Annotated in this window: 15 protein-coding genes; all 15 read left to right on the top strand. The window is 67.5% G+C overall.

The annotated features are described in order from the left end of the window. Positions 1-48: 48 nt before the first annotated feature. The 15 genes from folE to AC5WS7_RS39450 all read left to right on the top strand — a co-directional run bounded on the left by folE (position 49) and on the right by AC5WS7_RS39450 (position 13,403). The gene (gene folE / locus AC5WS7_RS39520; protein ID WP_495959779.1) at positions 49-681 is read left to right on the top strand and encodes a GTP cyclohydrolase I FolE; all 633 of its coding nucleotides are present in this window, start codon (positions 49-51) and stop codon (positions 679-681) included. 335 nt (positions 682-1,016) lie between these two features. Further along, positions 1,017-1,853, top strand: a complete 837-nt coding sequence (gene folP / locus AC5WS7_RS39515; RefSeq protein WP_495959778.1) for a dihydropteroate synthase — start codon at positions 1,017-1,019, stop codon at positions 1,851-1,853. Between the two features lie 536 nt (positions 1,854-2,389). Further along, positions 2,390-2,767 (top strand): dihydroneopterin aldolase, encoded by a 378-nt coding sequence (folB, locus tag AC5WS7_RS39510; protein ID WP_495959809.1) that lies wholly within the window; start codon positions 2,390-2,392, stop codon positions 2,765-2,767. After that, the gene (gene folK / locus AC5WS7_RS39505) at positions 2,764-3,300 is read left to right on the top strand and encodes a 2-amino-4-hydroxy-6-hydroxymethyldihydropteridine diphosphokinase (protein ID WP_495959777.1); all 537 of its coding nucleotides are present in this window, start codon (positions 2,764-2,766) and stop codon (positions 3,298-3,300) included. Before folB ends, folK begins: the two co-directional genes overlap by 4 nt. A gap of 136 nt (positions 3,301-3,436) precedes the next feature. Then, the gene (locus tag AC5WS7_RS39500; protein ID WP_495959808.1) at positions 3,437-3,904 is read left to right on the top strand and encodes a DUF3180 domain-containing protein; all 468 of its coding nucleotides are present in this window, start codon (positions 3,437-3,439) and stop codon (positions 3,902-3,904) included. Between the two features lie 73 nt (positions 3,905-3,977). Then, complete coding sequence (locus AC5WS7_RS39495) at positions 3,978-4,847, top strand: DUF6779 domain-containing protein (RefSeq protein WP_495959776.1); 870 nt, start codon at positions 3,978-3,980, stop codon at positions 4,845-4,847. Positions 4,848-5,554: 707 nt separating this feature from the next. Next, positions 5,555-6,535: a Rossmann-like and DUF2520 domain-containing protein gene (locus AC5WS7_RS39490; protein WP_495959775.1), complete on the top strand. Its 981-nt coding sequence runs from the start codon at positions 5,555-5,557 to the stop codon at positions 6,533-6,535. Then, entirely contained in the window at positions 6,535-7,491 is a 957-nt protein-coding gene (gene panC, locus AC5WS7_RS39485; protein ID WP_495959774.1) for a pantoate--beta-alanine ligase, read from the top strand. The genes AC5WS7_RS39490 and panC overlap by 1 nt, the downstream gene beginning before the upstream one ends. 13 nt (positions 7,492-7,504) lie before the next feature. Then, positions 7,505-7,924, top strand: coding sequence for an aspartate 1-decarboxylase (panD, locus tag AC5WS7_RS39480; RefSeq protein WP_495959773.1), 420 nt, complete (start codon positions 7,505-7,507; stop codon positions 7,922-7,924). Between the two features lie 250 nt (positions 7,925-8,174). Beyond that, positions 8,175-8,996 carry a type III pantothenate kinase gene (locus AC5WS7_RS39475; protein ID WP_495959772.1) on the top strand — a complete coding sequence of 274 codons (822 nt, stop codon included), beginning with the start codon at positions 8,175-8,177 and terminating at the stop codon, positions 8,994-8,996. Between the two features lie 185 nt (positions 8,997-9,181). Continuing rightward, positions 9,182-9,874: a cysteine dioxygenase gene (locus AC5WS7_RS39470; RefSeq protein ID WP_495959771.1), complete on the top strand. Its 693-nt coding sequence runs from the start codon at positions 9,182-9,184 to the stop codon at positions 9,872-9,874. 10 nt (positions 9,875-9,884) lie between these two features. Next, complete coding sequence (locus AC5WS7_RS39465) at positions 9,885-10,307, top strand: rhodanese-like domain-containing protein (protein WP_495959807.1); 423 nt, start codon at positions 9,885-9,887, stop codon at positions 10,305-10,307. Positions 10,308-10,602: 295 nt separating this feature from the next. Then, a complete protein-coding gene (gene lysS, locus AC5WS7_RS39460; RefSeq protein ID WP_495959806.1) occupies positions 10,603-12,069 on the top strand; it encodes a lysine--tRNA ligase in 1,467 nt (488 codons plus the stop codon). A 115-nt stretch (positions 12,070-12,184) separates the two neighbouring features. Next, positions 12,185-12,550: a histone-like nucleoid-structuring protein Lsr2 gene (locus AC5WS7_RS39455; RefSeq protein WP_067898947.1), complete on the top strand. Its 366-nt coding sequence runs from the start codon at positions 12,185-12,187 to the stop codon at positions 12,548-12,550. 229 nt (positions 12,551-12,779) lie between these two features. After that, the gene (locus AC5WS7_RS39450) at positions 12,780-13,403 is read left to right on the top strand and encodes an FHA domain-containing protein (protein WP_495959770.1); all 624 of its coding nucleotides are present in this window, start codon (positions 12,780-12,782) and stop codon (positions 13,401-13,403) included. The last annotated feature ends 98 nt before the right edge of the window (positions 13,404-13,501 follow it).

The following is a 13,501-nucleotide window of genomic DNA, read 5'->3' as shown; positions in this document are numbered from 1 at the left end:
TACCGGAAGTTTGCCCGGTACCCAAGGATTTTGTGGAGGTGTCCTCGAGTGTCGGCCGATAACAATGGGTTCTCCGGGGTAAGTACCGAACCGATCGCAATCGGCACCGGACGTGGTTTCGATCAGGCACGGGCCGAGAACGCGGTGCGGGAGTTGTTGCTCGCGGTCGGCGAGGATCCCGATCGTCCCGGGCTGCTCGATACCCCGGCTCGGGTCGCACGGGCTTACAAGGAGATGTTCGCGGGCCTTTACATCGAGCCCGACTCGGTGTTGAACACGACGTTCGACGAGGGACATCAGGAATTGGTTCTGGTGCGCGACATTCCGATGTATTCGACCTGTGAACACCATCTGGTCTCCTTTCACGGGGTCGCGCACGTCGGGTACATCCCGGGCCCGCACGGCCGGGTGACCGGACTGTCGAAGCTGGCCCGGCTGGTGGATCTGTACGCGAAACGCCCGCAGGTGCAGGAGCGGCTGACCAGTCAGATCGTGGACGCGGTGATGCGCAAGCTGGACCCGCGCGGCGCGATCGTGGTCGTCGAGGCCGAACATCTGTGCATGGCGATGCGCGGCATCCGCAAGCCCGGCGCCAGCACCACCACATCGGCGGTGCGCGGGCTGTTGCAGAGCAGCGCCAGCTCGCGCGCCGAGGCACTGGATCTGATACTCCGGAAGTGAGCGCCTTGGCCACACATCGCGAGCCCGCCCGGGGCGTGCGGCAGGACCGGGTCACACCACGTGCCGAGACCGGCGCCGGGTTCGCGGTCGCCGCCGGCCGCGAGGCCGCTGCCCCCGAGGGGGCCCGGCGTCGAAGTGAAGCAGAGCCGCTTCCGGTTCCGCCCGCGACGGATGACGCAAGTTCCGAGAGCGCGGCCCGGGACGATTCCGGATCGACGGAGCGGGCGGGTGAGCGCAGGAGGGCAGAACCGGTCCTCGGGGAAGTGCGGCCCGCCGTTGCGAAGCGGAGGCAACTGGACACGGTGCTACCGCGGAACGGGCGATCGTGTGTGGTGATGGGCGTCGTCAACGTGACGAGTGATTCGTTCTCCGACGGGGGGCGCTATCTCGATCCGGGTTTGGCGGTGGCGCACGGTCTGGCGCTGCACGAGATGGGCGCGGACATCATCGACGTGGGCGGTGAGTCCACCCGTCCCGGTGCGGTGCGCGTCGATCCGGCCGCCGAGGCCGAACGGGTGGTGCCGGTGATCCGGGAACTGACCGCGGCGGGTGTGCCGACGAGTGTGGACACCATGCGCGCGCGGGTCGCCGAGGCCGCGATCGAGGCGGGGGTGTGGATCGTCAACGACGTGTCGGGCGGACGCGCCGATCCGGATATGGCGAAGGTGGTCGCCGCGGCGGGGGTGCCGTGGATCCTGATGCACTGGCGAGCGGGCGCGGACTACCGGCACACCGGTCCGGCCGATCACTACGACGACGTGGTCGCCGAGGTCTGGGACGAACTGCGCACCCAGGTGGATCTCGCGGTGGCGGCGGGTGTGGACACCGGCCGTCTGGTGCTGGATCCCGGACTGGGTTTCGCCAAGAACGCGGCCCACAATTGGGCCCTGCTCGCCGCCCTGCCGCGCTACGCCGCCGCCGGACTGCCGATCCTGATCGGCGCCTCCCGCAAGCGTTTCCTCGGCGCGTTGCTGGCCGAGGGCGACGACCTCCGTCCTCCCGACGGCCGCGAGGTCGCGACCGCCACCATTTCCGCGCTGGCCGCCGAACACGGCGCCTGGGGCGTCCGGGTCCACGATGTGCGCGCCTCCCTGGACGCCATCGCCGTGACCGACGCCTGGTCCCGCGCCGCCGATCGTCCCGGTACCACGGATGGAGCACCCACCCCATGACGCGAGAAATCGATGGAAACCCAAGGCGCCCAGTCGATTCGCCCACCTCGAGCAGTGTCGATGCCGCGGCCCGGGTCGATTCCGGGGTGAACACGGCTCAGCGGGGGGACGAGCGTGACCCGGGTCGGTCATCCGGCTCGCCTACTCCGGATAACGCCGGTTTCCGAGCCAGGGCCCGGGGCGATTCCGAAGCGATCACGGCGGCTCGGCTCGGAGAAGAGCGTGTCCCCGGTCGGTCATCCGGCTCGTCCACTCCAGATGACGCCGGCTTCGAGGTCGGCGCCGGAGTTGATGCTGGGGCGAACAAGTCGGATCAGGACAATGAGCGGGGGCCCGAACGGGACTCCGGTCGGTCACCCGGCTTTCTCACCCCGGACAACGCCGCCTCCGAGGTTGGGGCCTGGGTCGATTCCGGGTTGAGCACGCCGGCCTGGCAAGGGGCTGAACGAGGGCAGGCCGGGGATCGGTCACCCGGGGCATTCACCCGAGATAACGCCACACCCCGCCGCAGCGAAGCGGAGGCCAGAGAACACCGCATCGAGCTACGGGGGTTGCGGGCGTTCGGGTATCACGGGGTCTTCGAGTTCGAGCGACGTGAGGGGCAGGAGTTCCTGGTGGACATCACGTTGTGGCTGGATTTCACCGAAGCCGCTGCGACGGACGATCTTTCGCGCACTGTGCACTACGGCGAGCTGGCCGAGCGGGCGGTCGCGATCGTGCAGGGGCCGCCGCGCAATCTGATCGAGACGGTCGTCTGCGAGATCGCCGACGACGTGATGACCGATCCGCGGGTCACCGCGACCGAAGTGGTGGTGCACAAGCCGTCCGCGCCGATCCCGCACACCTTCGCCGACGTTCGCGTGGTCGCCACCCGGACTCGTGCGGACATATCCGCCGGGACGGGGGCGGCATGAGCCGGGCGGTGTTGTCGATCGGCTCGAATCTGGGCGATCGGCTTGCTCATCTGCGCAGCGTGGTGGACGCCTTCGCGCCCTGGCTGGTCGAGGTGTCCTCGGTGTACTCGACCGCGCCCTGGGGCGGTGTTCCGCAGGATAACTATCTGAATGCCATTGTGCTGGTAGAAGATCCGGCCGCAGATGCGCGAGAATGGTTGCGGCGCGGGCAGAAGCTCGAACAAGCCGCGCAGCGAGTTCGCGAAGTACGTTGGGGTGCAAGGACTCTGGACGTCGACATGATCTGGTGCGCGGAGCACCGACTAGAGGGGCTGCGCGTGTGCCGCAGCCTGGACCCGACCCTGACGCTGCCGCATCCGCAGGCGCACAACCGTGCCTTCGTCCTGGTGCCCTGGGTGGAAATCGAACCCGACGCGATCCTCGAGGTGCAGGGTCGCCCGGCTCCGGTGCGCGACCTGCTGGCGGCGCTGGACCCCGCCGAGCGCGACGGGGTGCGACCGACCGAGCTGACGCTGCGGCGGGCGGTGTCGTGAGCGGAGCACAGCGGAGCGAACCATGGACACAATGCGGTATCGCGCCCGACGGAGGCGAGCGCCGGCGAGGTGGAGTGGTGAGCGGGGCGACGGCGGGTGCGCGGCGAGTGGTGAGTGAGGCCGCGGCATGAACGTCATGAAGCCGACCAAGATCCTCGATCTGCTCGCGAACGTCTTCGTCGCCGCGGTGGTCGCCTGGATCGCGACGCGCTGGGCGTATTCGAGCTTCCCGCCGATCACGGTGATCGCGGGCGCCTCGCTGTATCCGGTGGCCGCGCTGGATGCGGTGCTGGCCTTCGTGATTCGGGCACGGGTCGGCGATCAGCGGATCGGTGACGGGCCCAAGCAGTTGCATCCGATCACCGCTGCGCGGGCTGTGGCGCTGGCGAAGGCCTCGGCGCAGGTGGGCTCGCTGGCCGCCGGGGTATGGCTGGGGTTCCTGATCTGGACGCTGCCGCAGCGTTCGACGTTGCGCGCGGCGGGCTCGGATACCCCGGGTGCGATCGTCGGATTGATCGCCGGAGTGGTGCTCGTCGCGGCGGCTCTGTGGCTGGAGTATTGCTGCCGAGCGCCCAGTGAACCACCCGATGAACCGGCAACTTGACAGCAAACTTACCAGGTGGAATCACCCCCTGAGCTGCGAGCCGGAACTCCGCGCGCGAGCTACCCTGTCGGGCATGGTGCCACCCGCCCGAAGCAGTACTTCCCGCCGTCGACGGGGTGACGCGGGAAAATTGATCATCGGCGGTCTGGTTCTGCTCGGACTGATCGCCAGCGCTTTCCTGGTTTTCAGCAGCAGTGTGCAGTTGATCCGCGTCGGTCTCGTCGTGGCGTTGTGGGCCGCGGTCGTCGGCGCGCTCGCCGCGTCCCGCTACCGCCGTGAGGCCGCGGTCGACCAGGCCAAGGTGCGCAATCTGCAGACGGTCTACAAACTGCAACTCGAGCGCGAGATCACCGCCCGGCGTGAGTACGAACTCGGCGTCGAGGCCCGGGTGCGGCAGGAGGTCGCCGCCGAGGCCGGTGAGATGGCCGCTCTGCGCGCGGAACTGACCGTGTTGCGCGAGAGTCTGCAGCGGCTTTTCGACGGCGATCTGCTCGCGGAGCGCCCGGCGTTGCGCGCGGACGCGATCCGGTTGCAGGAACTGCCCGGCGCATTCGACGCGGCGGACCACCGAGCGAACGATAACCCCGAGGAAACCGATACCTGGGATGCCTGGAGTTCCCCGGTCGTCGCCCGCTATCCGGTGACTCCGGTCTTCGAACCCGACCACCCCGAACCCCCCTCCTTCGCGAGCCCGTACGACGATCCCGTCACCGCGGAGACCTCGGTGGTGACCGCCGAGGACCTGGCCGCCGCCGAAGCCGCCGAGGGCGATGCCGACACGTCCCACGAGCATTCCGCCCACGCCGCGGACACCCCGCCCGGCCCGACCCCCATCGGCACCACCGCCAGCCGCCGCCGGCGCCGCGCCGAATCCGGCGACGGCCGCAAGCTCTCCGTCGCCGAGATCATGGCCAATTTGCAGTCCGAGCGCGGCGCCAGCTGACCCGCCCGGTCGGCAAGTGCTCGGCCTTCCCGCCCGGCAGCGCCGATCCGCACCCCGGTCGCCCGCGTCGAGATTCGGTCGTTGTGGGTTCGCAGGTCGGTTGGCTGTGAGGGGTGGTCGGGCCGGGCTGGCCGGAGAGTGGGCCGATTGTGGCTCGGTTGGTGCGCGGCCGCCGCGCCGATCCGCATGGGGCCATCTCGGTCGGCTGCGTCGAGATTCGGTCGCTGTGGGTTGGCTGTGAGGGGGCTGGCCGCAGCGTGAGCCGATTCGGGTTGGGTCGGCGCGTGTTCGGTTGGTATGCCGCCGGCCGCGCTGATCCGCATGGGGCGATCTCGGTCGTCTGCGCGGCGATTCGGGCGTTGTGAGTCGCAGGTCGGTTGGCTGTGAGGGGGTGGTCGAGCCGGGCTGGCCGGAGGTTGAGCCGATTCGGGCTGGATTGGTGGGTGACCGGCCGCCCTCGCCGAATCACCGGGTTCTGCGGCGGGCCTCGGTTGTTTCGCGTCAGCGGTCTGGTTGGCTACGAGGGGTGGTTCAGCTGGGCGGGCCGCGGCGCGAGCCGCGCCGATCGGGAAATAGTGCGGCGAATGTCACCGGGTGTGGATCTGGTCGCGTGAGCAGCGGGGTTCTATTCTCGGGAACGTAACGTCCGGTACCCGCCGCAGTCGCGGGACTGGAACGACTTCGAGAGGACAATGGTGACCTCGGACATGCCTGTCTCAGGGGCCGACCCTGCGCCCGCACGGTTGACGGTGGGAATCGTCTCGGCGGGACGCGTTGGTTCGGCGGTGGGTGCGGCACTCGAACGTGCCGGTCACATCGTTTTCGGGGTATCCGCGATTTCGGATGCCTCGATCCAGCGTGCCCGCACCCGGTTGCCGGATTCGCGGATCATGCCCGCCGAGGAGGTGGCCGGGCGCAGTGAGCTGCTGATCCTGTCGGTGCCGGACAGCGAGCTGCCCGGTCTGGTGGCCGGGCTCGCGGCCGCGCAGGCGGTGCGGGCGGGCACGATCGTCGCGCACACCTCGGGCGCCACCGGCGTCGGCGTGCTCGGGCCGCTGGCCGAGCGCGGTGCGCTACCGCTGGCGATCCACCCCGCGATGACGTTCACCGGCCACGACGAGGATCTCACCCGCCTGGCCAACGCCTGTTTCGGGATCACCGCGGCCGACGAGATCGGTTACGCGATCGCGCAGTCGCTGGTGATCGAGATGGGCGGCGAACCGGTCCGGGTGGCCGAGGAACATCGCACCCTCTACCACGCGGCGCTCGCGCACGGCAGCAATCATCTGCTCACCCTGGTCCTCGACGCGGTATCGGCCCTGCGTGCCGCACTCGCCGGTCCGGGACTGCTCGGTCAGGAATTGGTCGGCGAGGAGCCCAACGGGCTTGCCGAGCGCATGCTCGCACCGCTGGCGTCGGCCGCGCTGGACAACGCACTGCGCCGGGGGCAGGCCGCACTGACCGGTCCGGTGGCGCGCGGTGACGCCGACGCGGTGGCCGCCCACCTGACAGCGCTGCGCGAAACCGATCCCCGCGTGGCCGAGGGCTACCGCGCACTGTCGTTGCGCACGGCCGAACGAGTGCGATCGGACCAGGTCATGATCGATTTGCTGAAAGATTGCGAACCTAGTGGGCCGCATCACGCGACCACCGAGGGAACCGATCAGGCGGAAGAAAGGCACAGCTGATGTTCGATCCCGAACTGCGCGGCGCGTACGCCCCTGGGGAGCTGACCGTCCTGCACGATCCGGCGACGGTGACCGCGGTGTCCAACGCGCTGCGTTCGGTGGGCCGCAAGGTCGCGCTGGTGCCGACCATGGGCGCGCTGCATGACGGGCACCTCGAGCTGGTTCGGCAGGCCAGGCGCACCAATCAGGTCGTGATCGTCTCGATCTTCGTCAATCCGCTGCAATTCGGCGCGAACGAGGATCTGGACAAGTATCCCCGCACCCTCGACGCCGATGTGGAACTGCTGCGCGGCGAGGGGGTGGAACTGGTCTTCGCGCCCAGCGCCGCGGATATGTACCCGGACGGCCCGCGCACCTCGGTGCATCCCGGCCCGCTCGGCGCGGAACTCGAAGGTGCAAGCCGCCCAACGCATTTCGCGGGCGTGCTGACCGTGGTGAGTAAACTGCTGCAGATCACCCGACCGCACGAGGCGTTCTTCGGCGAGAAGGATTATCAGCAGCTCACGCTGATCCGCCAGCTGGTGCGGGATCTGAATTTCGACGTGAAGATCGTTCCGGTGGCCACGGTCCGCGAATCGGACGGGCTGGCGATGTCCTCGCGCAATCGCTATCTGGATCCGGTGCAGCGCGATCTGGCGGTGACGCTGTCCGCGGCGCTGGCCGCCGGACGGCACGCCGCGGGCCTGGGCGCCGACGCGGTGCTCGCGGCCGCGCACGCGGTGCTGGACAGCGTCTCCGGTGTCGAGGTCGACTATCTGGAACTGCGCACCGCGGATCTGCGCCCGATTCCGGAACCCGGTGCGGCACAGGGGAATACCGCATGGAACGGTAACGCCCGCCTGCTCGTCGCCGCCCGCCTCGGCGCGACGCGCCTGATCGACAACATGCCGCTCACGATCGGTGTCCCGATCGACGGCCATCCGACCACTCCCGACCACGCTCCGGCGACCGCATAGGAAGACCACCACGATGTTGCGCACCATGATGAAGTCGAAGATCCACCGCGCCACGGTGACTCACGCCGACCTGCACTACGTCGGTTCGGTGACCGTGGACCCGGATCTGATGGACGCCGCGGATCTGCTCGAGGGCGAGCAGGTCTGCATCGTCGACATCGATAACGGCGCCCGGCTCGAGACCTATGTGATCGCCGGTGAACGCGGCTCCGGAGTGATCGGAATCAACGGCGCCGCAGCGCATCTCGTACATCCGGGCGATCTGGTAATCCTCATCGCGTACGGCATGATGGACGAGGCCGAAGTGCGCGAGTACGCCCCGCGCGTTGTCTTCGTCGACGAACACAACCGCCAGGTTCATCTCGGCGCCGATCCGGCGCACGCCCCGGAGGGGTCGGGCCTGACGTCCCCGCGTTCGCTGACTCCGGCCTGAGTTTCGGTCGAGGGCTGAATGCTCGTTCCCGGGCATGGTTCCCCTCGCAACACGACTTCGGAACACCAACCGCCGAAGTGCTTTCGCCCGGTTCCGCCTACACCGAACAACCCAACTCCCAAGGCCGCGGCCCGGATCGATTCTGGACTGACGGAGCGGAGGAGCGCCAGGAGGGAAGAATCGGCCCTTCGGGGGCCGCGGCCCGCCGGAGCGAAGCGGAGGCAGAAATACAGAAGGGATCGGCCATCCGATGCTGCTGACGATCGATGTGCGCAATACGAGTATCGAGGTCGGCCTGTTCTCCGGTAGCGGGGACCACGCCAACCTCGTGCGGACCTGGCGCACACATACCAATCCGCTGCTGACCGCGGACGAGTTCGCGATGCAGGTGCGCGGGTTGGTCGGTGAGCAGATCGAGCAGGTCGTGGGGGTGTCGGCGCTCTCGACGGTGCCGCCGGTGCTACGCGAACTGCGCGAGATGATGAGCCGGTACTGGGGTCATCTCCCGCACGTGCTGGTCGAGCCGGGCGTACGGACCGGAATTCCGCTGCTGGTCGACAACCCCAAGGAGGTCGGCGCTGACCGGATCGTGAATTGCCTTGCGGCATATCACCGTTTCGGTAATTCCCCCGCGATCGTGGTCGATTTCGGCAGCGCGGTCTGCGTGGATCTGGTCTCGGCGAAGGGGGAGTTCCTCGGCGGCAGCATCGCGCCCGGGGTGGAGATCTCCACCGAGGCGCTGGTCGCGCGCACGGCTCTGCGGCGCGCGGAACTCGCCCGTCCGCGCTCGGTGGTCGGCAAGAACAGCATGGAATGCATGCAGTCCGGTGCGATCTTCGGTTTCGCGGGCCTGGTGGACGGCCTGATCGACCGGATTCGGGACGAGCTGGACGCCTTCGCGGGAGATGACGTCGCGATCGTCGCCACCGGGCCCAGCGCGCCGCTGATCGTGCCCGAATCGGAGACCATCGATCATCATGAGCCGCATCTGACGCACGAGGGCCTGCGTCTGGTCTACGAGCGCAATCAGCAGCGGGCGAGCGGTTCGGCGCGGACCCGACCGGCCAAGTAGCGGGTGGTCGCGCCGTGGTTGTTGCGTCGGCCACACGGTGGTGTGCGCCTCCGCGATCCGCTGCTACTATTGCGCTCGTGTCGCACCGCGTGAGCATCCAGGAGTGTTGTCGAGGCTGATTCGCCTCGGCCGATGTCGGGGCTTCGTATCCGCCCCCGACCGCCACTTCTCCTGGAGCCTCCCTCATGCGTTCCGCAGGTATCACTCGTCCCGCACGCGTCGTCTCGCCGCGTTTCCAGGCACCGAGTTCCCGGCTGTCCGCCGATATCACCGACCGCGCCGTGGCCTCGGCACTGCCGACCCGGCTGCGCCCGGCCGATCTGCTGCGCCTGACCGATGAGGGCGCCGAGGACGTGCTGGCCGGCCGGTACGATCACCTGTTTCCGGCAGGCGGCGTGTGGCCGACCGAGAACCGCTGGGCCACAAGGCTGCTCGCCGACGACGAGGTCGACGTCTGGTTGATCAGCTGGGTGCCGGACCACTCGACCGAACTGCACGATCATGCCGGGTCGCTGGGCGCGCTCACCGTGCTCAGCGGCGCGTTATCGGAATTCCGTTGGAACGGAAGGGAATTACGCGAGCGCACGCTGACCGCGGGCGATCAGGCGTCGTTCCCGCTCGGCTGGGTGCACGACGTCGTGCGTGCTCCGGACCTCGCGCTCGGCGCGAAACCCGAACTGGGGCCGTTGGATCCGACGTTGTCCGTGCACGCGTACTCCCCACCGCTCACCGCCATGTCCTACTACGAGGTCACCGGTCACGGCACGCTGCGCCGGAGCCGGACCGTACTCACCGACGAGCCCGAGCCCGACACGGTCACCAGCGGCGTCCTGCCGTCGAATCCGGGCCCGGCCGCACATACCCCGAAGGCGATGTGAAATGACCCATATGACGATCGACGGCATGCTGGACGAGGCTCGCGCCCAGCTGACGCGGATCTACGCATTCGAATTGCCGCAGGCGATCGAGCGTGGTGCGCTGCTGGTCGATATCCGGCCGCAGGCGCAGCGCGGTAAGGAAGGCACCCTGCCGGGCGCGCTGGTGATCGAACGCAACGTGCTGGAATGGCGGCTGGACCCGACCAGTTCCGCACGCCTGGCCCTGGCCGCGGATCACGACGTGGAATGGATCATCGTGTGCTCGGAGGGCTATACCTCGAGCCTGGCCGCGGCCTCGCTGCAGCGGCTCGGATTGCGCCGGGCCACCGATCTGGTGGGTGGATATCAGGCGCTGAAGGCGGCCGGGCTGCTGTCGGTGGCGGCGGGCGCCACGCACTTCAGCCGTGAGGTCGGCGCGCTGGTCTCCCTGTAATTCTCCCGTTCCCTGGACGAACGGCGGACCGGCGCAATAGATTTCGGTCAGGTGTCCGGAATATCGTGATTCCGGCCCGGTTCGTCGTGCCCGGATATGCCGGCCGGCGTACCCGGAATGCGTCCACGCGGGTTACGCCCCGGTAGTGTTCGGGCGGCGCGCCGAACCATTTCCCGCGCAGGCTAGGGTATGTGCTGTGAGCACGCCGAACACCCCGTCATCCGGCCGCGCCGCGGACTCGAAACCCGCGGGGCAAAGCCGTCCTGCCGCAGCGGAAGTCGATGTCCCCGAGCAGATGCGGATTCGCCGGGACAAGCGGGAGCGGCTGCTCGAGCAGGGAGTGCAGCCGTATCCGGTGGTTGTTCCGCGCACGCATACCCTCGCGGAAATCCGGGCGGCGTATCCCGACCTGGAACCCGACACCACCACCGGCCTCACGGTCGGTATCGCCGGCCGCGTCATATTCGTGCGCAATACCGGCAAGTTGTGCTTCGCCACGCTCCAGGAGGGCGACGGAACCAAGCTGCAGGCGATGATCAGCCTGAACGGCGTCGGCGCCGACGCGCTGGCGGCCTGGAAGGCCGATGTGGACCTCGGCGACTTCGTATTCGTACGTGGTGAGGTGATCTCCTCGCGCACCGGTGAATTGAGCGTCATGGCCGATTCCTGGTCGATGGCGGCCAAGTCGCTGCGTCCGCTCCCGGTCGCGCACAAGGAGATGGGCGAGGAGTCCCGGGTCCGGCAGCGTTATGTGGACCTGATCGTGCGCCCGGAGGCACGGGAAATGGCGCGCACTCGGGTAAAAGTTGTTCGCGCGGTGCGAAATGCGTTGGAGCGCAGGGGTTTCCTCGAGGTCGAGACGCCGATGTTGCAGACTCTGCACGGCGGTGCGGCGGCGCGGCCGTTCATCACCCATTCCAATGCCCTCGATATCGATCTGTACCTGCGCATTGCGCCGGAGCTGTTCCTCAAGCGGTGCGTGGTCGGCGGTATCGAGAAGGTCTTCGAGGTCAACCGCAACTTCCGTAACGAGGGCGCGGATTCCACGCATTCCCCCGAGTTCGCGATGCTGGAAACCTACGAGGCGTACGGTACCTACGACGATTCCGCGCTGATGATGCGGGAATTGATCCAGGAGGTCGCGCAGGAGGTCTTCGGCACGCAGGTGGTGACCTTGGCCGACGGCACGGAATACGATCTGAGCGGCGAGTGGAACACCGTGGAGATGTACCCGTCGCTGTCCGACTCGTTGGGTGTGCCGGTCACTCCGGAAACGACCGTACCCGAATTGCTGGCGCTGGCCGAACAGGTCGGTCTGGAAATTCCGCCGGGCAAGGGCTACGGACACGGCAAACTCGTCGAGGAACTGTGGGAGCACGTCTATGGCGACAAGCTGTACGCGCCGACATTCGTGCGTGACTTCCCGGTGGAGACCTCACCGCTGACCCGGCAGCATCGCAGCCAGGCGGGCGTGACCGAGAAGTGGGATCTGTACGTCCGCGGCTTCGAGTTGGCTACGGGCTATTCCGAACTCGTGGATCCGGTCATTCAGCGCGATCGGTTCATCGATCAGGCGAGATTGGCCGCGGCCGGTGATGACGAGGCGATGCGGCTCGACGAGGACTTCCTCACCGCGATGGAACACGGTATGCCGCCGACCACCGGAACGGGTATGGGAATCGATCGCTTGCTGATGGCGTTGACGGGTCTCGGAATCCGGGAAACGATACTGTTCCCAATTGTGCGTCCCGCGGCGCGCTGAGTGGTACCGATTCATTCCACTGACCCCGGCTTGGAAATTTCCGAATTCGAGGTATTCTCGACTCGGGTATCGGCCTAGTATGCGGGTCGCACGATTTCGAGAGGACGTTCATCTCATGGCAAAGAAGGTCACCGTTAGCCTGATCGATGATGTCGATGGGGAGTCCATCGCGGATGAGACCATCGAGTTCGCGATCGACGGTGTTTCGTACGAGATCGACTTGTCCACGACAAACGCGGCGAAGCTGCGTGACGGCCTGGAAACCTGGGTCGCCAGCGCGCGTCGGGTGAGCGGTCGTCGGCGCGGTAAGGCCGCGGGCGTGAACACCGGCGCGCCGAAGAGCCGCGTGTCGATGGATCGTGAGCAGAGTGCGGCAATTCGTGAATGGGCGCGCCGCAAGGGCCACAAGGTCTCCGCCCGCGGACGTATCTCCGCGGAAATTACCGACGCGTACAACAAGGAAGTCGGCCGCGCCAGCTAGTAGATCGGCCGCCGGGGGGCCGAGGGGTTGTTCCCATTGTGCCGCCGCGGTCCGGAGGAATCGTGCGACATCCGGACAGCGGCGGCGTTTTCATGCATATCGGATATAACCGATACCCCCAACTTGTGGGGGGTATCAACTTTACGATCTTGCTCGTGTTGGGAGGGCGCGGCACCATGGAAACTGTGCAGAATACGTCGTTGGTTCCGATGATCGAGGTGTCCCCGCGGTGAGCGATTTCCGGGGATCGTTCCTGCGCTTCGCCGACGACACGGGCCGTCAGCAGGAGTTGACACTCGATCCCGAACAACAGCGCATCACCATCGGCCGCTCCCCGCAGGCGGATCTGACGCTGTCCTGGGATGCCGAAGTCTCGCGGGTGCACGCGGCCGTGGAGTATCTGGGGGCGCAGTGGACGATCGTCGACGACGGTCTTTCTCGCAACGGCACTTTCGTGAACGGCGAGCGCCTGGCGGGCCGCCGCCGCCTGACCGCGGGCGACCGGATCCGGGTGGGTACCTCGCTGGTCTCCTTCCACGACTACAGCGGTACCGCGGACGACGCGACGCGCATCTCCTCCGGCACGTTCCCCACGCTGCGCACGCTGACCGATACCCAACGCTCCGTGCTCATCGCGCTGTGCCGCCCGTACAAGAACAACGCCGGATTCGCCACGCCCGCATCGAATCAGCAGATCGCCGACGAACTGTTCCTGAGCGTCGATGCCATCAAAACCCATCTGCGCACGCTGTTTTCGAAGTTCGGCGTGGAAGACCTCCCGCAGAACCAGAAGCGAGTCCGCTTGGCGGGCCTGGCGCTCCAGAGCGGAATCATCGCCGACCGCGATCTGTAACTTGGTAGCTGTATTTTTGGTCTCCGCTTCGCTGCGGCGGGTTTTCGGCGCTGTAAGGCTCGTCGTTCAGCCCTCGAGACTCGGCCTTCGGCCATGCG

Source organism: Nocardia sp. PLKS1-43 (assembly GCF_059510335.1).
Note: the sequence above shows the minus strand (reverse complement) of the source record. Positions and strands in the feature narration are given on the sequence as shown.